This window comes from Paenibacillus ginsengarvi (assembly GCF_003626695.1).
GTDB classification, from domain to species: Bacteria; Bacillota; Bacilli; order Paenibacillales; family NBRC-103111; genus Paenibacillus_AB; species Paenibacillus_AB ginsengarvi.
The window spans coordinates 86,737-109,483 of record NZ_RBAH01000022.1; the positions used below are offsets into that span (position 1 = coordinate 86,737).

Here is a 22,747-nt window from a genome sequence, read left to right on the forward strand (position 1 = left end):
ACAAGCTGGTTACGCCCATGTGCGTTCCAGCTTGTTTGTTGTGGGAGGGCATGGCAAGAGACTTCAGCAAAGCTTTCGCATAATCGACTCGATCGGACCGCGCTTCATCCCTTTCCTCCACCAATACGAAAAGACGATGGCAATTATGAAATAAACGGTCCCATAAGCCATTGAAAACGAAAGCTTGCCGTTTTCCAAATAACCGGCTGTCTCCAGTATCCCTAAACCGATAACGATATGTCCGATGTAATGAGATAACGATAATTGACCGGTATGAATCACCGCTCGCGTCAGAAGAGCATCCTTATAATGCTCCACGATGGAGGAGCAAATCGCTATAGCAAACACAGCTGAACTTATTCCGGAGAGAACGTATAGCATGTTAGGCGGCATCGGCTTCGTTCCGAAAAAATAACGGGTCGCTTCATCATCCAGAACCGCGGAACTCCATATGCTTAGTAAATAAGAAAGTATCTCGAGAAAAACCAGGCCAAACAGCGAGATCAGAAGCAGCTTCGACCGGTTAGCTTTATCCGGCCAGCGTTTCCGGCCCAACCACATCCCGAACAGGAAGAAGCCGAGCCAAGGAAAAACGGGATGAAATCCGTTAAAAACCAAATTGCGGGCAAATCCTTCCGGTGTCCACAAGTCCGTATACGCTTTAAAGCTCGATTCCCATCCCTTGCTGTAATCAAATACGAGTAAACAGACCTGCGATGTGACTAGAACTATAGCGAAAAGGCAAAGCAAGGTTTTGTCAGAGGCGGTAACCAAGACGGCCGCGGCAAGCATGAATACGGCATAATAATGCAAGATATCGGCGTTCCAGCCTATCCCTAGTAAAGCCGGTCCGGCTACAAAAAGGAATGCGGCTCTGCGACACAGGCTGTTCCGGCATTGATGTATAAGCTCTTTGCTCATGGACTTCCGGGTGTTCGAGGTCATTAGCGTTACACCGATGCCAGCCAGCACGACAAACAAGGCAGACGCCCTTCCTTCAAACATACCGGCAATCGACTGCAGCCATGCCGCAGCGTCATGTTCCGTCTGCATTGCCAGCTTATAATTCACGATAATCATACCAAAGATTGCTAGAGCTCTGGCAAAATCGTAAGCGATTATCCGCTCTTTTGAGGGACCCATCTCAATCATCTCCTGTGAAAGGTTTTAACGGCCAGCCGTTCGCCGATTCCAACGTTTCCAGGATAAGCCCTAGGTCAGACCTAAGGTCAAGGGGGACAACCACGGTTGGCAAAAAGGTGACAACGGGTTAATTGATATTGTACATTAAATAGTCAGGTGAAAATCAGGTGAAGAAAATCACCGCATGTTTATAGAACAGGCCGTAAAACCCACGCCTTCAGGTCACCTTCGCGACATGGGAGCTTAGCCGGATGAATATGACGACAAGCATCGCCTTCGTCACGATCTGGCTAATGATCCGTTATGCTGGTATCGGGCTGTGCAACTCGCCGGTCACGAACTCGGCCATGTCGGCCGTATCCAAGGAAGAGTCAGGTCAAGCGTCCGGTGTTATGAACTGGATCAGGCAAGGGCTGGCGGCCATGTCGGTCAGCATATTCAGCTCGATTCTCGCTTCGCGCTCGGCAGCGCATCAAGCGGCGTTGCCGCCGTCCGCCGCCTAACCCCGCGAGCTGTCGCAAGCTCTTGCCATACAGGATGTGTTTGTCATCGGAACGGTTATTATTTTGCTGGTGCTTCCGCTTGTTCTGCTCATTCGGAGACCGAAAACCCAGGCGGCAAGCGCAAGCGGCCGAGCTGTTTAGCGTAGTTTCTATAGGGGGCGGGATACTGCTTGTTGCTGGCGACAAGCAATATCCCTTTTTGTTTTACCCGCTTCTTTCCCGCTGAAATTTTTGTTTACATTTTAGGAATACGTATAATATAATTGGCGATAGTATTACATATTTACCCTTTTTAAAAGGCATATATGTGTTAAGAATTCGTTTTCTCGAATCAATACGGTAATCGGTTTCTTTTTCGTGAAACGGAGTTTTTGCGGGGGTGAAGAACCTGAAACGATCAGGAGGATGAAGGTGAAAATGTTCGAGCGATTTTGCAATTTTTTATGAAAGCGGATTCAATCTGGTAAGGAAAACGAATACATAGGAGGCGCATACTATGAATCGGGAAAATGGGAAGACAGAGCATGAAATCCCGGAGCGAGCGAAGATCGGGCCGGAAGGGGGCGTGCTGAGCCGGAGGCAGGCGCTTGCAACGATCGGAATCGCGGGAGCGGCTGCCGCTGCGGGATTCGTGCTGCCGGGCCCACTATCCGGAACCGTATACGGTGAAGCGAATTCCGGAAACACGGTGCAGCATTCCGTATACGGAGGACCGATGGACCCCCATAAGCTGAAGAAGCTGCTGGATATGTCCTATGTCGTTCCGATTACTATTGCGGAATTGCGGACGGCTGCTGCGCTGGATCTGGATTATGTGTACTTTTTGAACGATCCGGGGCAAGAAGGTCATTTTATATACGATCCGCTCGATACGACATCAGCCGATAATACAGGGACACTCCTCGTTAATGTCTCTGGGGCTAGATTGAAACGTATTCAAGAAACCGATTACCACAACGTGCGGTGGTTTGGAGCGAAAGGGGACGGAACGACGGATGACAGCTCTGCAATCCAATTGGCAGATACAGTGGCGGCAGCGGCGTCCAAACGGCTGTATTTTCCAGAAGGTACATACAAAGCCTACGGCCTGCTCGTCACCACGTCTTGGTTTGCGCATGGCAAGTCTGTTGTGGAGAATCTATCGCCGACCGCGAACAAGTACAATTTTGTCCGAATAACGGGCCGAACCGGTCTCTCGCTGGAGGGTTTGACGTTCGACGGAGGGGTTAGCAGCGATCCGTCCGTATGGAGCAGCTCGAACTATAATGCGTTCACCGGCGGGCTAGCCTGCTACCTGTTCAATTCGACCGATATTCGGCTTACTAATTGCACGTTTCGCAACAGCGTCATGTCGCCATTGCGGATCGAGAAATGCAGCCGGATTATCGTCGAAAATTGCACGTCAAAGCGAGGGCGGGGCAATTACGGCGATGCCATTTATGTGGCGGGAAGCGACCATGTCCGGTTCGATCGCTGCTCGGCGGAAGATTACACGAGAATCGGATTCGTCTGCGAGCAGGGGAGCTGGAACGTCAGCTTTTCCCAATGTCACGCGAGTTATGGGCACGACCAGTCCAAGTTGTACGGAGGCGGGGAATTCAATGCAGGCTTTTGGTCGGAAAACTCGGAGAACGTCACCTACTCGCAGTGTGTAGCCGAAAACAACACCCACTGTGGATTTACAGTAGCCCCCGGCGTGAACCGGCCGTACAAAACATCGACGGCACCGTTTGTATTGGATTCGTGCGTCGCGATCGGCAACGGCCTGTACGGTTTCATCGCCAGCGACAGCAAGGGGGACCGGTTCTCTGTGACGTGCAGCGACTGCTTCGTCTTCGGATCGCGTATCGGCATGGCGATCAATGCTTATCATGCGAACGATACGGTTACGCTAGATCATTGCTATTTCCGATTGGACGTAACCGCTTCCGGGCAAAATGCGACTGGTGTTTTGTGCGCAGGCAATGACAAATTGGCCACGATTCGGATCAGCGATTGCCTGTACGATCATTCCGCGTCCGACCCTTCGCTTCTGATGTCGAGTACGGCGACCTCCGGCGATATTGTTTTGTCCAACAACGCCAAGCTGCAATTGTTCGTCAACGACTGCTCCTGTGTCGACGCCGGAACGGCGCTTATCTTGAAAGCGCTTCAGGGAACGCCGATCCTACAGGTACGGAATTGTTTGCTTCAAGTTATCGTACTGAAAGATTTCCAGGAGGCAAGCTTCGACAATTGCCGGTTTACCGGTAATGTACAATCGATCGGGCAGTCGACAACCGCCGGTAATCTGCAGATTACTCGCTGCTCGGTAGCAGGCGGGATGGACCTGAGTACGGCAGGACGTATCCGTTTCGAATCCGTGCAGGCTGTACTGAGCGGAACGCAGCGGATCGGAATCGTCCGTAATACGGAAAATCGGGATATACGAACGGAGTTCGTGGATTGTCGTTTCGAAAAAGACATCGCCGCGTCCGACTACGCCATCCGCATCGAGGAGAACGGAACGCTCAAACCGCTTTCCTTGTTCCGCGGCTGCATATTTTATAATTCTACCGACACGGCGACGGCGACCCGCACGTTTATCTGGAACGTTCAGACAGGCACGAATTCACTGTTCTCCGAATGTTATTCGGACGACACCGTGGCGAACCTGCTCAAGACGGGAAGCGTTTTAAGCGCTCCCTCCGGGAATACGCTAATTGACCTTCATTGAAGCAAAGACGCCTTGCGGCTTGTCCGTCAGGCGTCTTTTGGTACTTTTGTTAGTCCAGTTCGAATATAAAGCTGGAGGGCGTACGCGTATTCAGCAGTAGCGGTTCTGTTACGACATCGCTTTCGCCTGCTGCCGTGTAGCTGACGGTTTTCGACCTCTCCAGGGTGATCCGGTAACGTCCCGGACCAAGCGGCTGGGCTTCGCTGTCGACCGGATTGAAGGGAACGGTAAAGCTGTAATAGGAGGCGTCCGGCAGCGGCTTTGTTGTTGTAATTGATCAGGGTGTTTTCAGCGGTAACGTCGATAGGTTGAATCGTTCCTTTATTCGTGATCGCCACTTGGCTGGGAAACAAATACGCCTGAAGCGTATCCGAAGCTATAACGGCCGTCGATGAGGCGATAGCAGCCCCGCAAACCAATCCGACTATAAATTTCTTCAAAGTAAGGTACCCTCCTTGTGGTTGTATGCAAATAGATAGACGCCCTGAAAATTGGTAAGTTGCGTTATTTTACCATCTTATTCCATATAGCGTTGTCAGTATCGAAATAATCTTTTACAATGAATGGAAATCTTTTTTACAAGAAGGAGGCGTAGCGATGATTTACGTGTTTGCTTTTGTAACCCCCATCGTTGCCATCATCTTTTTCGTTAACGGAGTTGCTCTTGCCAAGAAAATTGTAAAAGGCGGTGTGAGCACAGCCCATCATACGGCGTGGGGCGCCATCATGTTTGGTTATCTCATCCTATCGATCCTTTGGAGTATTTTCTTAACTCCTTAAGACCTTCTTGGTTTCAGCTCGCTCGTTTCTTATGGTGAGTAGTTCTTTGCGTTGCTGCCGGGTAAAGCTGCGTTGAACGTATTTCCCGGTACTAGAGGTACCGCTTGTACTTGAAACCGATGCAGCAAAAAGCCGCGAATTTCGCGGCTTATTTGTGCTGACTCGTAGGGGCTCGAAATCGGAATAGAACTGGTGCTCGAAGGAGCCGGTCCATTACAGAGAGGAATTCGTGGCATGGAGTGTAGTGTTCCTTCGAACACTATGTCCGCGAAAACGGGGCAGTCCGGCGGAGTAGTGTTCTTTTGAACGCTACCGCCCGCAATTTTCGGCAAAATGGCGGTTCGGAGCGTGGATTCGCCCCTAGATTATGTTCCTTCGAACACTATGTCCGCGAAAACGGGGCAGTCCGGCGGAGTAGTGTTCTTTTGAACGCTACCGCCCGCAATTTTCGGCAAAATGGCGGTTCGGAGCGCCGATTCGAGCTAGATAGAGCTCCTTCGAGCACTATGTCCGCGAAAATGTGGCAGTCGCAGCGGAATAGTGTTCTTTTGAATACTATTGCCCTCGATTTCCGGCGAAATGGCGATTCGAGCGCGGATTCGCCCCTAGATAGTGCTTCTCGAGCATTATGTTGATGCTTGAAAGTTGCCAAGCTTATTCTTACTCTTCGCCCAGCAAGTCACGCACAGACACTTCTAACGCCTTAGCAATCGCCACAACTTCGTAATCCTGGACCAAACGATACTGTCCTTCCAGCCGGGATAGACTGGTCGGGCTGATATCGAGACCCTCCGTTTGCAGTCTGGCGAGAAATTCTTTCTGTTTCATCTTTTTCGCTTTGCGAAGGGCGACGACACGAGTTCCTATTATATTTTTGTCACCCGGGGGTTCTTTGCGATGCTTCATGGACATGCACCCACCTTACAAGCCAAATTGTATGTGAGTCTGCACTTGTTTTAATGCGAAAATCGAATTAAAATAAAATAAACCGATTTTCGCATTAAAACAAGTATTCAGTCTGTAAATCAAAGCGATGACACCACTCTACGCAGACATGGAGGGCTGACGATGGGTCGATTGCTGGAACGATTGGAAGCGGAACGCAGAACATTAATCGAGACTGCGATCGAATCATTGGAACGAGGAATCCCTCTGGCTGAAAATGAGGCGGTTCAGGCGCAGAGCCGAAAAATTGATCGATTGATCGTCCGGCTGCAGGAACAGAACGCTGGACGTGAGCGGCATCGGCGATAATTGCAGAAGAGAGGGGGGAAGTAGATGATGGCATTCCCAGCCTGGATTCAACAAGCGATCCAGAGGAGATTGGATCATGTCGCAGCTCAGCTTGAAAGTGACCCTGGGCTGAGCAGGTATCGCAAGGAAGAGAGTACGGCTTATCAAGCGATGGTCGTTGGAATCTGCAATATGCCGAACCCGCCCTTTTTGGAATGGGTGGACAAGGCGCCTTTGACACGAGCGATGGAACATGAGGGCATGTACCTGCAAGGTTTGCGGGACGGTGTGCGACTGGTCGTGGGGCTGCTGACCGATACTCTTCGCGTCGATGAATCACTCCCGGTACCGAAAAAGTCGGCGGCAGTCGAATCGGGGAAACTATAAGTCTCCCGAACAAGTGCAAGTTGTATGGCTGAAAGAAGTAGTAGCGGGGGATACGATGCAGTTTCCGGAGGATGCAGAGCGTTTTCGCGATGCTCTGACTGCAATCGTGCAAACGCTCAAGTCGAAAAATCCGAACTTGCACCTTTTGTACGTTTCGAGCCGCACCTATGGCGGATACGCGCTTCGCAATGGCAGTCAGGAGCCATGGGCATACGAAGGCGGATTCGCGTATAAATGGATGATCGAACAATGGGAAGAAGGACAGACTCCGGGCGATCCTTGGGTAGCATGGGGGCCGTATTTATGGGCAAACGGCGCGACCCCGAGAAGCGACGGGCTTGCATGGGAGCTTGAAGACTACATTCCATCCGATCAAATGCACCCGAACGCTTCCAGTACGGCGAAAGTGTCGGCTATGCTGTCTCAATTTTTCAAAACGGACCCAACGGCAAGAAGCTGGTACACAACGTCAGGCGAGTAAGGATGAATGTCCACCTACCACTTTCTCATTCTGTATCCGTTTGCAATTCGGGTTACCGTAGCTTGCAGCTTTCTCCTAGTATATTGATCATCACCGATTCGTATCGACTAATCGTATGCCTGCCGGGTTAAGTCCTCTTGGCAGGCTTTTTGCTGTGTTGTTGGTTTGGCATAATAGATACCGAACTAATTATGATGTATAAAATGTATCGAATAATCACCTATTGATGTATATAAATAGCAATTGACAACGATTACATAAGATAATATGATGAAAACGGGTAGTTTTATTTGGTAAATTTTACATTGATGTATATAAAATTAAATTTATATACATCAGAAGAGGTGTGGCCCATTCACAAAAACAGACCTTCCAAACAACAGCATCAGGAACAGCTGAACGTATTGGTGACGACTCTCCGGCAAGAAATCACGGAAGGCGTATACCCGCCCGAGTCTTATTTGCCTTCCGAGATCGAGTTGTCGAAACGGTTCTCGCTCAGCAACAAGTCGCTTCGCAAAGGGCTGGAAGTACTGGAAAAGGAGGGATACATCCGTAAAATCCCGCGTGTCGGCAACCAGATCGTTCCGCCGCGGCCCCGGGTTGTCATTCGCTTCGGATGCAGCCAGACGATTATGCGCGACTTAAGGATGAGGGACCTGATCGACGCGTTTCATCTTCTGCATCCGCACATTCACGTTGAAGTAGTCCCATACACCAGTGTTATTCCGGAATTAATCGGGGATGGCGAGCCGCTCGATTTACTTAGCGCCAACGTGTACCAGTTTCTGGAGATCGTCAGGCAAGGGCTGGCGGTTCAGCTCGAAGAGCTGCCGGAACCGGAAGGAACCCATCCGTTTCTGCTGGAGCCGTTTCGCCAGGAGGGGAAGCTGCTCGTACAGCCGCTAGGTGCAGCTCCCATCGTGTTGTGTTACAACAAAGCCCATTTTGCCGAGTCTGGCGTTCCGGAGCCGGACGGAAGCTGGAGCTGGGACGAGCTGGCGATCCACGCTACGGCCTTGTCGGACAGAGGAGGCCGCTACGGCTTCGGTTTTCATGCTATATCGGAGAACCGCTGGCCGATCTTTATGCTTCAAAGCGGCCGTAGGGACGAATGGGAGGCACCGTGGGAGAACGAATCGCTTCGGCGCAAGCTTAAACAGAACATGCAGATTTGCAAGGACATTCTTCATAACCGGGCGATGTCGCCGCTCTTTTTGTCGGAGAACGACAGAGAAATTACGAAGCTGTTTTTGGACGGCAAATTATCGATAATTTTGACCAACTACGCGCACATGAACGATTTTATTAACGCCGATCTGGACTACGACATATCGCCTGTCCCCACGCAGCATGATCCCGCCACACTGCTTGTCTCGATCGGCGCCTGTATTAGCAAGCGTTCCTTGCATAAGGAAGAAGCTCATCTTTTTTTGCGGTATTTGGCATCCCGGCATGCGCAGGAGCTGATTCAGGTCAGTACGTTTACCATTCCTAGCTATCGGCCCTTATGGGAAAACCCCGTAGCGAGTACAGTGAAGAAGCCGGGGCGTTACGGTTTGTTTCGGGAGATCCTGTTTACGTTCCGCACTCACAAAGACTTGCAATTCTCGGATGCTCTTCGTCTCAAGCTAGTGTATCTACTAAAGGAATATTGGGCCAATCTGATCGGCGAGGATGTATTGTGCGACCGGATGTTCCAGCATATTCGCGAAGATCGGTTTCCGCAGCAAGGTCCAGATTGACAGGGCGGCTTCCCTTCCTAGAGGGGCTTGAAGATGACCCCATTCAGACAAACATTCGATAAAGATACACCCATTGCTTTGGAAAGATCCTGGTAAAGGTGATGAAAACGAATGGAAATGGAAGAGTGCAAAGAAACAGTTAACGGACATGATCCAAAGGCAGCGGTTCCACCCGGGAAAATGAGCCGCAGGGTGCTGCTTGCGACGGCAGGCTTCGGGGGGATGGCGGCCGCCTCGGGATTCTTGTTGAACTCCGGACTGGTTAGCGCCTCCAACGGAAAGGGCCCTACGGTAACCGATTCCGTATACGGTAAAGGGGGAAAAGCTTGCTGCGTCACAACGACGATCGAATTGCTTAGAAGTGAGGCGAATCCGGATGTTAACCGTCCGTATTTTGTCAAAAATGCAGGCCGGGAAGGCATCTTCCTGTACGATCCGGCCGATACATCGGCAGCGGATAATTCCGGCACCGTTCTCGTATCGCCCTCCGTCGGCGCCAGATTCAAGCGTATTTATGATGGGGCGTTGAATGTGAGATGGTTCGGCGCCAAAGGGGACGGGTTGACGGACGATACGGCCTCCATCCGGCTGGCCGTCGATGCGGCACGCGGCGGCTCGGTTTATTTTCCGGAAGGCACCTATATCGTATCGGCTGACGATAGCGTGACAAGGGCTTCCGTTCTGCTGACTGCCGAGCATTCCGGCATAACGCTGCATGGGGCGGGCAATGGGACCGTGATCAAGGCAGTCAACAACGGCACCATCACCTGGTTTTATCCATTCCGATTAACGACCGCCAAACGTGTCACCGTACGGGGGATCAAGTTCGACGGGAACGCCGACGCCAATTGGTTGTCCGACCCGGAAGTTTCGCTGAACGCCCATCATATTTTCTACTTTACCCCGCCTGCGGACCGGGAAGTCGACAATATTACGTTCACTGAATGCTACTTCAGGGGCTCGTTCAACAGCGCGATTCAGAGCTATGGCAGCTTTGCGCATGCATACCCGCATTATATCAGCAGCCAGATTCGGATCGAGAATTGCCACTTCAAACAAACCGGCAATCACGGCGTGGGAATGAACGAATGGGTCGATAGCATCGTGACAGGCTGCACGTTTTATGATCTGGGGATGAAGCCTATACTTGCGAACGGTTTCGGATCGGGCATGTGTGTGGACGTGTCGGGAGGCTGTTATAACATCGTAGTGGCCAACAATGTCGGGGAGAGAACCGGTTATGCCGCGTTTAAGGCGGAAACGCACGAAAAGCCGAACAACGGCGGAGATGTCGTCACCTCGCATGTTGTATTCGCGAACAACATCGTTCGCAATTTCAAAAGGGAACCGAATCTCGGGACCCAATACGCCATCCGGATAAACGGCAAGCGTATTACGGTGATCGGCAACCAGTTCGAGAATTATTACGGGAGAGGAGCAGACATCTCGAGTAAAGCGTCGGAATGTTCAGTCATCGGAAATGTGTTCGTATCGAACAAAGTGACGATCGGCTCCGGCATCTATACGTCCTCGAATGGCGGACGGATGAAGTTTGTAAACAATGAGCTGCAGAACGTGAACGGCTCCGGCATCGAATGTTACGCGTCGAACGATCTCCTCATTCAAGGCAATGTCGTCAGCGGCACGAATTACTACGGAATCAGTATGACCCACTGCCAGCGGGCGATCGTCAGCGGCAATGAATGCATAGATAACAAAATGATCGGCATTCTCGCCTCCGGCAGCAGCGATCGGCTTACGATCGCGAACAATTTGTGCTGCGATACGAGGGCGGGGGCGGCCAGGACGCAGCCGAACGGCATACGTGTGCTCGATACCGTCACGAATGTCGAGCTGGCGCATAACCAGGCGTACAATCATACAGGGGCGGATCTTTTATATGGAACGGCGCCGATATCCGCAATCGAGAACGGGGTCAAAATATGGTACTCGGATAGCTTGCCAACGGCAGGGACGTGGCGTGAAGGCGATAAAATCATGTGCGTTCATCCGGGCTCGACCGGTTTCATCGGCTGGGTCTGCACGGCGGCTGGAACGTATGGCGGCGTCAATCCGGTCTTCCAAACGTTTAGCTCCTTATAGGGCAAAAAGAACGTATTATAAAGAAAGAGGGTCGAAACATGAAATCGAAGCTGTTATGGAAAAGCACTGTGCTGCTGATGAGCGGCCTGATACTGGCGAGCTGCTCGGGAAGGAGCGGGGATGGCGCCGGTCCGACCGAACCGCCGGCTGCGGCTAAGACGGGGGAGCCGAAGCAACTCGATACGAAACCGGTTACACTAAGGGTGAACAACTGGAATACCGCCTTTCAGCAGGCGGAGTTCGACATGTTTATCGCCGAGCCGGTGCGCAAAAAATACCCGTTCATTACGCTGGAGTATGTGGATTTTACGAAAGGAACGGCAAACACGCTGGAAAATTTGATGGCGGCGGGGAACACTCCAGATATTGTGTTTACGGATCATCCGAATCTGGCGGGACTGCTCGATTACGACTTTCCGGCGGATCTGAACGAGTATGTGCGCAGCTTCTCCGTCGATCTGAAGCAAATCAGTCCCCAGGTGCTTGAGGGAGCGCGGTCGATAGGAAGCAACGGACAGCTGCTGGCGCTTCCGCTATATTCGGATCGGATGATATGGTTCTACAATAAAGATTTGTTCAATAAATTCGGCGTTCCGTATCCGACGGACGATATGACCTGGGACGACGCCATGACGATGTTCAAGCGGCTGTCGCGGCAGGACGGCGGAGTCCAGTATTCGGCTTTTCGCACGATCAATCTGCTGATGACCGGCAGCCAGTGGGGACTGTCGCTGTTCGACTCGAAAACGGGTAAAGTGTCGTTCCAAACCGACGAGTGGAAAAAATCGCTCGCCTTGCTGCAGGAGATCAACAGCATACCGGGCAATACGAAGCAAACGAACGAGGATTTTTATCAGAAGCAGACCCTGGCCTCCTTGATGCAAAGCTTCAATATTATGGTCAATCTGCTGGACGGAGCGGAGCAGAAGGGACAGAAGATCAATTGGGATGTGGCTGCGCTGCCGCAGTCCAAGGAAAAACCCGGCATCGCCGGTGCGAACAAACCGTTATACTTCATGGTTTCCAAGTCCAGCAAAAATAAAGAGCAGGCTTTCGCGGCGATCTCGCACTTGATGGGGTCGAAGGAAGTTCAGAAGAAATTGTCGGCAAACGGCAAAATGCCTGTGCTGCTCGATAAAGAAGTGGAGCAGGCGTTCGGCTCGGAGCTGCCTATTCTGAAAGGCCGTAACACGGCGGCCGTATACAAGCACAAAATGGCCGATCTGCCGTATACGAATCGGTTCAACCGGATCGCTCTCGTCGAAATGATCGGGGCCGGTACGAACGTGTTAAACGGAACAGCGGATATTAACAGCGCGCTGCGCGCTGCCGAGGAGAAAGCGAAGAAAGCGATCGACGAGAAGCAGAAGTAAAGGTTTCGCCGAGATAACGCCATGGATCGGGCCGGGAGCTTGCCCCCGGCCCTGTAAGTTTGGATAGCTAAGCCAAGACTCGCGATGCATCCGAAACGGTTAAGCTGAGGCGGTCTGCTTGAATGATTGAAGATAAGCACTAGCCAAGCTGTACGTAAAACGCCGTGTGATCATTCGGCACGCTTTTTGCATAAATTTTGCCGCGGTGCTGCTCGATGATCGACTTGGCGATGGCGAGACCGAGGCCGTAGCCGCCGTTTTGCCGCGAACGCGAAGGATCGGCGCGATAGAAGCGGTCGAAAATTTTGTCCAGGTGCTCGGGCGGAATGCCCGGGCCTGTATTGGTCACGGCCAGCAGCACATGGCCTTGATGCCGCTTCAACTCCAGTCCGATCGAGCCTTTCGGACCCGCATATTTGATCGCATTGTCGAGCAGGATCATAGCGACTTGTTTCAGCTGCTCGCTGCTGCCGGTGACGGTAAGCGACGGTTCGATGTCATAGTTCAGCGCGAGATCTTTTTCGAAAATGACCGCTTCCATTGTGAGAATTACGCTCTCGACAGCTTCGCTTATATCGAATGGAATGTGCATCGTACGCGCCCGTGCATCGTCCATTTCGGTGAGATACAGCAGCTCGTTCGTGAGCGTCTTCATGCGCTCCGTCTCCTTTTTAATATGGTGCAGCCACTTGACTTGTTCGCGAATGGTCGAATCCTCGTTCGCGAGCAGGACGTCCGCGTTCGTGTTAATAACGGCTAGCGGCGTTTTTAATTCGTGCGAAGCGTCGGCGATGAACCGTTTTTGCTTATCGAAGGCCAGCTTGACGGGAGCGATGGAACGGTCGGCAAAATAACGGCTGGTCAGGTAGATCACCCCAAGCATGACCAGCGCGACAGCGGAGAACGTATAAACCAGATGGATCAAAATGGTCGTCTGGGCGGTGACGTCGATATAAACGATCGAATAACCTGACGTTATCTGCATCACGCTGTAGGCCCAGCGAGTCCCGTCCAGCGTGAACTGGCGAAACTCGGCAGGATGCGCCTCCGCCTTTTTGGCGGCGGCCGCATAAAACTCGCTGTCGAAGTCGAAGGGGGATTTCGCCTCTGTAACCTTCCACTGGTTGTCCGTCTGCAGCGTGAAGAACACCGACCGCTCTCCGGGCTCCGGCATGTCCTTGCCGTGCGGGGGACGGCCCGGACCGCCCCCCAGCTTACGCTCCGCATCCGCCACGCGTTTCAAGTCCATCCCGATGTCCTTCGAGACGTTCCGATACGTAATCACATAGATCGTTGCGAAAGCGACAAGCATAATAACCGAGATGATGACCATGTTCATCAGCAAGAACCGGTTGCGCAGCTTGTTGAACATCAGGTGGACGCCTCCAATACATAGCCTACGCCTCGAAGCGTGTTGATACGCACCGAGGAATGGAGGAAGGCGAGCTTTTTCCGCAGAAACGAGATATACACTTCCACATTATTATGCTCCGCCTCCGAATCGAAGCCCCATAGCTTCTCGATCATTTGCTCCTTGGACGTTACCGCCTGTTTCCTCATCATTAAAAGCTCCAGCAGCTCGCACTCCTTCAGAATCAGCTTCAGCTCCTTGCCTTTGCAAGTAAGCTTGAGATTCGCCGTATTCAGCTCGATATCACCGAACCGCAGCCCGTCCTCCGGCATAACCTCGCCCTTGCGCCGAAGCGCCGCCCGGATGCGTGCGAGCAGCTCATCGGTATTGAACGGTTTGGCGACATAATCGTCCGCACCGTGGTCGAGACCGGCAATTTTGTCGGGAATTTCACCTTTGGCCGTCAGCATAATAACCGGCGTCGGAAGGCCTTGGGCGCGGATCGTTTTCAATATGGATACCCCATCCAGACCCGGAAGCATAATATCGAGCAGCAGCAAGTCGTAAATTCCGCTAAACGCGTTGTCCAGACCGGCCTGCCCGTCATGAACGGCGTCGACGGAATAATGGTGTTTCCTCAATAGGTGCGAGAGCGCCTCCGCCAAATTCACCTCGTCCTCTACGATCAATATTCTCATGGCTGTTAACCCCTTCTGTATCGTCGTCTTGCTAGTATGGTAAGCTTCGAAGCTTTAATCAACCTTAATTGCCGGGGCTTTCTATATAGTAGCATTCCTGGCGACGTTCGAGAAAAAATTTACATTTCCTTAACGATTTAAGATTCGTTAAAGGTTCGCGCCCTAAGCTACAAACAGGAAGGGCGAAACGGTCGCCGGGTAAGGGAAGGAGCGCTGCATATGGCGATTGAGGTGTTCAATCGATACGAGAACAAATATGTAATGGATACGAAAACGTTCTACGAAATCTATAATCGGCTGATGGCCTACATGGAGCTGGACGCTTACAACAAAGACGACAAGTTTTATTCCATCAGCAATCTGTACTGCGATACCGAAACGCATACGCTGGTGCGGAATAGTCTGGCGAAGCCGAAATACAGGGAGAAGCTGCGAATCCGTGCCTATGGCGTACCCGTTCCGGATGCCAAGGTGTATCTGGAGCTAAAGAAGAAGGTGTTCGGCCTGGTCAATAAGCGGCGGACGGCGCTTCGGCTCGGCGAAGCGTACGAATTTGTCCGCAGCGGACAGGCGCCGGCGTACCGGGAAGGGATGAACGGTCAGGTCGTGCGGGAGATCGAGTATTTCCTGTCGAGATACGAGCTGAAACCGGAGGTGTATATCGCCTATGACCGGATCGCGATGTTTTGCCGGGGGAACCGGGATTTGCGGATAACGTTCGACACGAATATCCGGTCGCGCCGGTACGACCTGGGGCTGGAATGCGGCGACTATGGCGATCCGCTCACGGAAAGAGGCCAGTGGCTGATGGAAGTGAAAGCGGAGAAGACGATTCCGGTATGGCTGGCAGGCTTGTTGTCCGAGTATCGGCTGTACCGAACGAGCTTTTCCAAATACGGCAATGAGTACAAGAAAAATATCGCAGCAAAACGTACGCTTTGCGATGAGAAACCGGTAAGGGAGAGAATCCTGCTATGATCGAATCCATCTTCGCTTCAACGGCCGTTACCGAATTAACGGTTACTAACGCCTTGCTCGCTTTCGTGGTGTCCATTGTACTGGGCGGAGTGATCAGTCTGACCTACATGAAGACGCAACCGGCCTACTCCCAAAGCTTCACGCTCACGATGATGGTACTGCCGACGATTGTCGCCATCATTATTCTGCTGATCGGCAGCAACATCGCCCGTGCGTTCAGTCTCGCCGGCGCGTTTTCGATTATCCGGTTCCGCAGCGCTCCTGGCGATTCGAAGGATATCTCGTACGTTCTGTTCGCAATGGCGGCGGGTCTCGGCTGCGGCGTCGGCGCTTACGGATATGCAGTGCTGTTTACCGTAATCTTGTGTGTGCTGATGCTCGTTCTGAAGACGATCAAGTTCGGGGCGAGCAAGGAATCGATGAAGATGCTGAAAATAACGGTTCCGGAAAACCTCGGTTACGAGGAGGCGTTCGCTGACGTTTTCCGCAAGTTCAAGATCGATTACGAGCTGAAAAAGGTGCGTACGACGGAGCTGGGAAGTTTGTACGAGATCATATACGCCGTGAAGCTGGGCCCGCAAACCAACCAGAAGGAATTGCTGGACGCGGTACGTACGCGGAACGGCAATCTCGATATTACATTAACGATGAATCCTGCCGTGCAGGAATACTAAGGAAACGGGGGGAAAGACGCGATGAAACATACGTACAAAGCAAAAGCGATCACCTATATGCTCGTAAGCGCCTTGTTGGCTGCGGGGTGCAGCTCAAATGGAGATACATCCGCCTTGGGGGGCGCATCTGCGGCCGGATCTTCGGACGCCGCTTCAGCAGTTAAAGCGGAGGGGACCCATGCAGCCGCAGAAGTGAAGCAGGCGAATATGAATGCGGCCGAGCTGGCAGGCTTCAAGGAGAATGATGCGTTGACCGCTTGGGACGCGGGCAGCTCGACTTCGATCGTGCTGAAAGCCGAAGGCGCGAGTATCAACGGCTCGGGTGCGTCGGTCGAGGGCGGCGTAGTGAAGATTGTCAGCGCCGGCACTTATGTCGTAAGCGGAACGGCGTCGAACGGGCAAATTATGATCGACGTGCCGAAGGATGCGGTCGTGCATCTGGTGCTTAACGGCGTTCAGATCACCAAGGACGACGGTCCTGCCCTATACGTGAAAAAGGCCGATAAAACGATCGTCACTTTGCAGGACGGCACCGACAACCTGTTATCCGACGGCAAGGTTTATGCGGATACGTCCGAAGATGCCCCGACCGCGGCGCTGTTCAGCAAAGGCGATCTGACAATCAACGGAGCCGGAAAACTGAGTGTTCGCGGGAACGCTAACGATGGCATTACGAGCAAAGACGATCTGAAAATCATGAGCGGTACGATAGACGTTCAGGCTGCCGACGACGGCATGATCGGACGCGATTTGTTCGCCGTGAAAGGCGGTTCGATCGCGATAAAGGCGGGAGGCGACGGTATCAAAACAACGAACGATACCGAGACGGATAATGGCCGAGTGGTTATCGCCGGCGGGACGTTCCGGATTGAATCCGTAAACGACGGCATTCAGGCGGCTTCTTCCGCTCTAATCGGAGGCGGCGATTTCGAGATCGTCTCCGGCGGGGGCAGCGGCGCTTCCACGAAAACGCACCAGGAGCAAATGCCGGGCGGGGGCGGCTTCGGCAGACCGCCGCAAGATCAGAATCGCGGTGGCGCGGCGGCGACGCAGGCATCGGCTGCGGAAACGCCGAGCGCCAAGGCGCTGAAAGCGACGGCCGATATCGCCTTCGCGGACGGCCAGTTCCGGATCGACGCGGCGGATGACGCCATCCACAGCAACGCGGGTATTGTTTTGGCTGGCGGGCAATTCAATCTGTCGTCAGGCGACGACGCCATCCATGCCGATGCGTCCATCACGATATCGGGAGGAACGATCGAGATCGTCAAAAGCTATGAGGGCATCGAAAGCACGAATATTACGATTGCGGGCGGCGACATTCGCTTGGCTTCCAGCGATGACGGCATTAATGTCAGCGGGGGAAACGACAGCTCCGCATCGGCTGGCTCCGGCAAGAGCGGAGACAGGTTCAGCGCCACAAGCGGCTTGCTTACGATTAGCGGCGGGACGGTTTATGTCGATGCGGCGGGAGACGGGCTCGATTCCAACGGTTCCATCGTGATGTCCGGCGGCACCGTCATTGTGAACGGACCGACGACTGACGGCAATGGCGCTCTCGATTACGACGGCACGTTTAAGCAATCGGGCGGATTCCTGATCGCGGCGGGCAGCGCAGGAATGGCTCAGGCTCCGTCCGAGGATTCAACACAGCGGGCCGTGCTGATGACGTTCCCGAGCTCGCTTGCGGCGGGCACCCTCGTTACTTTGACGGACAGCTCCGGTACGGCGCTTGCAACCTTTGCTCCCGCGAAGACGTTCCGCAGCGTGGTCGTCTCCTCGCCAGAGCTGAAAGCGGGAGAGACCTACACGATTTCCACAGGCGGCAAGTCTACCGGTACGGCGAAGAATGGGCTGTATGAAGGCGGTTCGACAAGCGGCAGCACCAAGCTTGTTACCTTTACGCTGGGCGACAAGGTGACCTACGTCAACCAATCCGGCGTCACAACGGTCAACAGCGGCGGTGGACCCGGAGGCGGTGGTCGCGGACCGGGTGGCGGCTTCGGGCAAGGCAGAAGATGAGGCTGATGCTGAGCTGAGCCCGCGGCATGGATCAAGTAGAATCGCTTGAGCATAGCAACACCTAACGAGAGAAGCAGTTCCCGACCCGGTAACGGGCGTGGAGCTGCTTCTTATTTTGCAGCGACGGTGACATGGCGTTAGTTAGCGGAACTGGAAGTTCCGCTAAGACAGCATCGCGCGCGTCCAAGGCCCGAATAGAGGAAGCGCTGCTTCCGTTAACGCCTGTTTATTCGGCTCTGCTCGGGCGAAAATGCGATCATAACGGAACTTTGCTTCCGTTATTGCTCTGGATTGTGGCGCTCCGCGGGTTATAGCGGAACTTTCGCTTCCGTTTCTCACTCCTCATATCCCTAACAAGGGAGGGATGGGAAGAATAGAAGGTATTAATTGTTTAAAACCTGTATGATTCATGTCTATAACATGTCTATATTAAAAGGGGTATTGTATTCTCTTCCATATTATTCTATATATAATATGTAATGTAAGCGTTTGCGAAAGGAGGGATGAACCTGCATTAGCAGCATGAGCTAATATCTCGATGACCCCTATTTGGCTCCATAAATTAGGGAGGTGTTTGTAATGAAAAAGCATATGAAACGCGCCGTCAGCTTCCTGCTCAGCCTGGTCTTGACGCTGTCTGTCTGGACGGGCTGGAACGCGGCGCAGCCAAAGGATGTGAGCGCAGCTTTGATGGATCCGTTCGAGCATTTGGATCAAGGAAAACTTTTTTTCTCCGGTCCTGTTAACGCCTACGATCTTCTCGTTACTCCGCTTGCATGGCCGTCGGTACCTGGACGAGTCATAGCGGAGGCGGACATTCAGCCGATCAGCAACGCAGGGAGTTCGTGGGCACCGGCCCTGTCTCTGTACTGGGATACGGCCAAGTATGTCTCCATCGGCATTTCCAGCAACGGCAAGTTCAACCTGCTTCCGGGAGGTTATACGGGAACCGCTCCGCTCGGGCAAACATATCGTGTGCGAATCGTTTGGGAGAACGGAACCGTCCAGCTCTGGGGCGGTTTGAAAGGAACCGATCCCGTCTTGCTAAAAACCACTCCGGCTCCGGCTTCCGGTCCTCCACCGTATTTACTTGTAGGTAAAGGGTTCGGCAGCACCTCGGTCTACACAAATCCGTTCCTGGCTAACGATTATTCGGATGTCGGGACATCGGGGAATGTATACATGGATAACATAACCGTTTTTGCGGATGAAACGCTTAAGCTGGAGGAGACGTTCGGCAGCGGTATCGATCCGGAACGCTGGCAGGTGCTGATGTCGCCGTCGGCTCAGCCGAAACCGCCGGTCGAATTCGCGGACCTGTTTCCGAACTGGAAAGCTCCCGCCGAACGGGGCGCGGCATCCGTACCGCGCGTGCTGTACAAGGAAGCGGACTGGAACGACTATTTCCAGAAAGTGCAGACGTCGGCCGAGTTTCGCGCTTTCTCGGACCAGCAGATCCAGTCGCTGCGTAACGAAGCAGCGCTGGCGATGGGGTACGATGCCGCTGCGATCGAAAATATGATTCCCGTAACGACGCCGAACGCCAATTTGTTCACTCCTTGTCCGAACGCTCCTGCTAACGGCTTCCCGCACGGAAGCTGGCAATGGAGCCCAAGCAATCCGGATGTGATGTATTGCGGCGGCATGGCGTTCCCGAACGAACAATATCCCGAGGAAGGGGTTATGATTGCAAATTGGGGCGGGGTAGAGCAGCGTATTACTTACTACAACCGCGAGGTTTACGACTATAACGGATTTCCGCTGCGCCCAAGCTTCACTTCCTATATTCGCGCCAAAAAAGTGCTGTACATGGCCAACATAGCAAACAAGATGGCGATCTTGTACAAGCTGACCGGCGAGGCGGCGTACGCCCGGCAGGCGAAAAGCATTTTGCTGCGTTTTGCCGCCGTGTATCCGCACTGGCTGCTGCATTCGGGCTATGGCGAGTTTGCCGATATGGACCCGAAAACGGCGGCGTTTTCCATCGACAAGCTGCCGAAGCCGGAGCTGACGGCTCCGCCGAACACGCCGAACCGGGGGCTGTACGCCGGATACTGGATGGCCGGGCGCGGCAATGCGGACGGGCTGGAAGGCTCGTTCATTCTGCCGCTCGTCACCGCCTACGATTTGCTGCAAAATGTGCAGGATCAGCAGGCTCCGCTGCTGAATAGCGGCGACCGGCTCGTCATCGAGCGCGATCTGCTGCTGGAATCGGCGGCGCTGTTTCTGGCCGACTCGTCGATCAACAACAAATCGATCTCCAATCGTACCGCTGCCGCGGCCATCGGCGTGGCCGTCGACGAACCGAAGCTGGTCCGGTTCGGTCTTCATGGTTTCAATCAGCTGATGAGCCAGTGGTATAAAGCCGATGGATCTCCGGCCGAAACGCCGGCGTACGGTTTGCAGGTCGTCGGATATTTGTGGCGGCTCGGCGAAATTTTGGAGGGTTATTCCGATCCGCCGTCGTATACGCCGCCGGCGGGCACTTCTCGAATCGACAACTTTACCGTCTATAACCGTACCGATTACCGGATGGTGTACAAAACGCTGGGCGATGCGCTGCTGCCCTCGATGAAATATCCGGTGGTAGGCGATTCGTATATGACGAGCGCGCCCGCCGGTTATTACCTTGGTCTTGGGGCGAAGCGGTCCGGGCTGGACAGCCTGACCAGCCTGCTGCGCTTCGGCGGGTTTACACTGAGCGGGCTGGAAGGGCTGTTTTACAGGCCGGATCAATTGGAGCAAGCCGATCCGCTGGTGCTGCCGGATGTGATGTTTCCACAGTGGAAGCTGGCCTACCTGCGCGGCGGCAGCAGTAATCTGGGCAGCTCCGCTATTCTGAATCTCAGTGACTGGGGAGGCCATCGCCATCTGGACAGTCTCGATCTGAGCTATTGGGCGAACGGCGGAGAAGCTTTATCCGACCTCGGGTATTTGTGGGACAGTCCCGATAAGGCGATGACCTCGCGGTCGGCGGCGCATAATCTGGTTGTCGTGGACAAGGCGAACCAGAAGGACAGCGGGCGGGGTGGCAGTCTCGGCTTCTACGAAACTCCGGGTCCGGTAAAGGCGGCGGAAGCCAGCTCGAGGGCGTACGCACAAACGGATGTATACGACCGCACCGTGCTTTCGCTCGGAGCGACCGCACGGCGGCCGGAATATTTGGTTGATCTGTTCCGCGTCCGCGGGGGCGGAACTCACGACTACATGCTCCATGGGGCAACGTCAGGCGCAACGTCCGAACACATTCAGCTGTCTCCGGGCGGTTCGGCGGCGGTTGCCGGATATGGGCTGACCGATGTGAAGTCGGCTGTAACCGACCAGCCGTGGACGGTCGGCTGGAAAAATGCCGGCGGAACCGGATGGATCAAGTCGTGGCAAGTGCCAATGACAGTCGCGGAGTCGGTATACATCGGCAGCGGCTGGGGACAACGGGGGACGGCTGATAGCGGCGCTCAATTGCCGTATGTGGTCCGGCGTTTGAACGGAGCGCCGCAAGGAAGCACCTTTGCTTCGGTGTTCGAATCGTATACCGCCGCGCCGAGCATCCAGCAGGTGACGGCATTAACCGCGACGGACAGCGTATATGCGCCGGATGTTTCCGCGTCGGTCGGGCTTGCCGTTAGCGGAGCCGGTTGGCACGATCTGGTGTTCAGTACGAGAACGGGAGCGGCGTCGCTGCCTCGAACGTTCCGGGAGGGCGGTAACCCGAATCAGACGGTTACGTTCGGCGGCCAACTAGGCGTATTGTCTTATGAAGAACAAAACGGGGCCGATGTTCTGCGTTCCGCGTTCCTCGCCGGAGAAGGCCGGATTGAGCGTGACGGCCGAGGCATTGCTATCGCGCAAGGCGAGCAGAAGGAAGGAGCGATCGCACAAAGCTTTCAAGACGGCTTTACAGCGAGCGGCATCGTGGCGGATGCGAACCTCTGGATCGGAAGCCATGTGCTCATCCGTAAAGGGACGGACTGGACGGCGTACCCGGTACTGGATGTACGTACAGAAGGCGGGAAAACCCGATTCGTCACGTATGCGGCAGGCGATGGTTATCCTTTTGACGGAGGAGAGGCTTGGAAGCTTGTTCCTTATGCAACGGCCGAGCTGACGGCGACTGGCGAATGGAGCATTGTAAAGTCCGCAGGCAGAGCCGCGGTGATCGACAATGAACCGAATCGGCCGATGACGATCGCTGCGATGGCGGAGCAGACGAACCAGCTGCAACAATCCGGAGACATTCAGTCTACCTTTGCCGGCGAATTGAAGTACAGACTGGATATCATTCGTTTGCTGGAGGAGCAGGGGAACCGGCAAACCGCGATCGCCTATTTACAAGATTTCGTCGCTCATCTGAACGATCCGAGCGTACGAGCGCAGCAGCTGGTGTCCGCCACCGCGGCGGACCTGTTGAACGCAGCTGCGGGAGCGCTGCTGCAAGGCTGGGCGCAGGCCTGATTGCTGCGACGGTGTCCCGGAAAGCCGCCATTTTAAGAGAATGGCGGCTTTTCCGCGTGCAATAGCTGTTTACAAAACACTGGATTTATTCGGAACATTCGCCATACT

General features: G+C 53.7%; 18 protein-coding genes. 13 read left to right on the forward strand and 5 right to left on the reverse strand.

Annotation, left to right across the window (positions count from 1 at the left end; translation table 11 throughout):
- Positions 1-63: 63 nt before the first annotated feature.
- Positions 64-1,152 carry a DUF418 domain-containing protein gene (locus tag D7M11_RS25435; RefSeq protein ID WP_120750082.1) on the reverse strand — a complete coding sequence of 363 codons (1,089 nt, stop codon included), beginning with the start codon at positions 1,150-1,152 and terminating at the stop codon, positions 64-66.
- Positions 1,153-1,394: 242 nt separating this feature from the next.
- Between D7M11_RS25435 and D7M11_RS25440 the strand changes: the two genes are divergently transcribed.
- Positions 1,395-1,646: an MFS transporter gene (locus D7M11_RS25440; RefSeq protein WP_120750083.1), complete on the forward strand. Its 252-nt coding sequence runs from the start codon at positions 1,395-1,397 to the stop codon at positions 1,644-1,646.
- Between the two features lie 496 nt (positions 1,647-2,142).
- Entirely contained in the window at positions 2,143-4,362 is a 2,220-nt protein-coding gene (locus D7M11_RS25445; RefSeq protein ID WP_120750084.1) for a right-handed parallel beta-helix repeat-containing protein, read from the forward strand.
- Positions 4,363-4,388: 26 nt separating this feature from the next.
- On the opposite strand, the gene D7M11_RS25450 is transcribed toward D7M11_RS25445, so the two are convergent.
- Entirely contained in the window at positions 4,389-4,802 is a 414-nt protein-coding gene (locus D7M11_RS25450; protein ID WP_120750085.1) for a hypothetical protein, read from the reverse strand.
- 157 nt (positions 4,803-4,959) lie between these two features.
- On the opposite strand from D7M11_RS25450, the gene D7M11_RS25455 reads away from it, so the two are divergent.
- On the forward strand, positions 4,960-5,142 hold the full coding sequence (locus D7M11_RS25455) for a hypothetical protein (protein WP_120750086.1): 183 nt from the start codon (positions 4,960-4,962) through the stop codon (positions 5,140-5,142).
- A gap of 660 nt (positions 5,143-5,802) precedes the next feature.
- Here the strand turns inward: D7M11_RS25455 and D7M11_RS25460 are convergent.
- Positions 5,803-6,048: a helix-turn-helix domain-containing protein gene (locus tag D7M11_RS25460; RefSeq protein WP_120750087.1), complete on the reverse strand. Its 246-nt coding sequence runs from the start codon at positions 6,046-6,048 to the stop codon at positions 5,803-5,805.
- 162 nt (positions 6,049-6,210) lie between these two features.
- Here D7M11_RS25460 and D7M11_RS25465 point away from each other — a divergent pair, with 162 nt between their 5' ends.
- The 6 genes from D7M11_RS25465 to D7M11_RS25490 all read left to right on the forward strand — a co-directional run bounded on the left by D7M11_RS25465 (position 6,211) and on the right by D7M11_RS25490 (position 12,464).
- Entirely contained in the window at positions 6,211-6,396 is a 186-nt protein-coding gene (locus D7M11_RS25465) for a hypothetical protein (RefSeq protein ID WP_120750088.1), read from the forward strand.
- Between the two features lie 24 nt (positions 6,397-6,420).
- Positions 6,421-6,762, forward strand: a complete 342-nt coding sequence (locus D7M11_RS25470; RefSeq protein WP_120750089.1) for a hypothetical protein — start codon at positions 6,421-6,423, stop codon at positions 6,760-6,762.
- 13 nt (positions 6,763-6,775) lie between these two features.
- The gene (locus D7M11_RS25475; RefSeq protein WP_193556275.1) at positions 6,776-7,243 is read left to right on the forward strand and encodes an SGNH/GDSL hydrolase family protein; all 468 of its coding nucleotides are present in this window, start codon (positions 6,776-6,778) and stop codon (positions 7,241-7,243) included.
- 344 nt (positions 7,244-7,587) lie between these two features.
- Complete coding sequence (locus D7M11_RS25480; protein ID WP_205127108.1) at positions 7,588-8,988, forward strand: extracellular solute-binding protein; 1,401 nt, start codon at positions 7,588-7,590, stop codon at positions 8,986-8,988.
- Between the two features lie 180 nt (positions 8,989-9,168).
- Positions 9,169-11,091: a right-handed parallel beta-helix repeat-containing protein gene (locus tag D7M11_RS25485; protein ID WP_205127109.1), complete on the forward strand. Its 1,923-nt coding sequence runs from the start codon at positions 9,169-9,171 to the stop codon at positions 11,089-11,091.
- A 38-nt stretch (positions 11,092-11,129) separates the two neighbouring features.
- On the forward strand, positions 11,130-12,464 hold the full coding sequence (locus D7M11_RS25490) for an ABC transporter substrate-binding protein (protein ID WP_120750093.1): 1,335 nt from the start codon (positions 11,130-11,132) through the stop codon (positions 12,462-12,464).
- 139 nt (positions 12,465-12,603) lie between these two features.
- Here D7M11_RS25490 and D7M11_RS25495 read toward each other — a convergent pair whose 3' ends face one another.
- Entirely contained in the window at positions 12,604-13,836 is a 1,233-nt protein-coding gene (locus D7M11_RS25495) for a sensor histidine kinase (protein ID WP_120750094.1), read from the reverse strand.
- Positions 13,836-14,513, reverse strand: coding sequence for a response regulator transcription factor (locus tag D7M11_RS25500; RefSeq protein ID WP_120750095.1), 678 nt, complete (start codon positions 14,511-14,513; stop codon positions 13,836-13,838). The genes D7M11_RS25495 and D7M11_RS25500 overlap by 1 nt, the downstream gene beginning before the upstream one ends.
- 219 nt (positions 14,514-14,732) lie before the next feature.
- On the opposite strand from D7M11_RS25500, the gene D7M11_RS25505 reads away from it, so the two are divergent.
- The 4 genes from D7M11_RS25505 to D7M11_RS25520 all read left to right on the forward strand — a co-directional run bounded on the left by D7M11_RS25505 (position 14,733) and on the right by D7M11_RS25520 (position 22,639).
- Positions 14,733-15,491, forward strand: a complete 759-nt coding sequence (locus D7M11_RS25505; RefSeq protein ID WP_120750096.1) for a polyphosphate polymerase domain-containing protein — start codon at positions 14,733-14,735, stop codon at positions 15,489-15,491.
- Positions 15,488-16,165: a DUF4956 domain-containing protein gene (locus D7M11_RS25510; RefSeq protein WP_120750097.1), complete on the forward strand. Its 678-nt coding sequence runs from the start codon at positions 15,488-15,490 to the stop codon at positions 16,163-16,165. Before D7M11_RS25505 ends, D7M11_RS25510 begins: the two co-directional genes overlap by 4 nt.
- A 21-nt stretch (positions 16,166-16,186) precedes the next feature.
- Positions 16,187-18,187 carry a carbohydrate-binding domain-containing protein gene (locus tag D7M11_RS25515; protein ID WP_120750098.1) on the forward strand — a complete coding sequence of 667 codons (2,001 nt, stop codon included), beginning with the start codon at positions 16,187-16,189 and terminating at the stop codon, positions 18,185-18,187.
- Between the two features lie 579 nt (positions 18,188-18,766).
- Positions 18,767-22,639 (forward strand): FIMAH domain-containing protein, encoded by a 3,873-nt coding sequence (locus D7M11_RS25520; RefSeq protein ID WP_120750099.1) that lies wholly within the window; start codon positions 18,767-18,769, stop codon positions 22,637-22,639.
- Positions 22,640-22,747 lie beyond the last annotated feature (108 nt).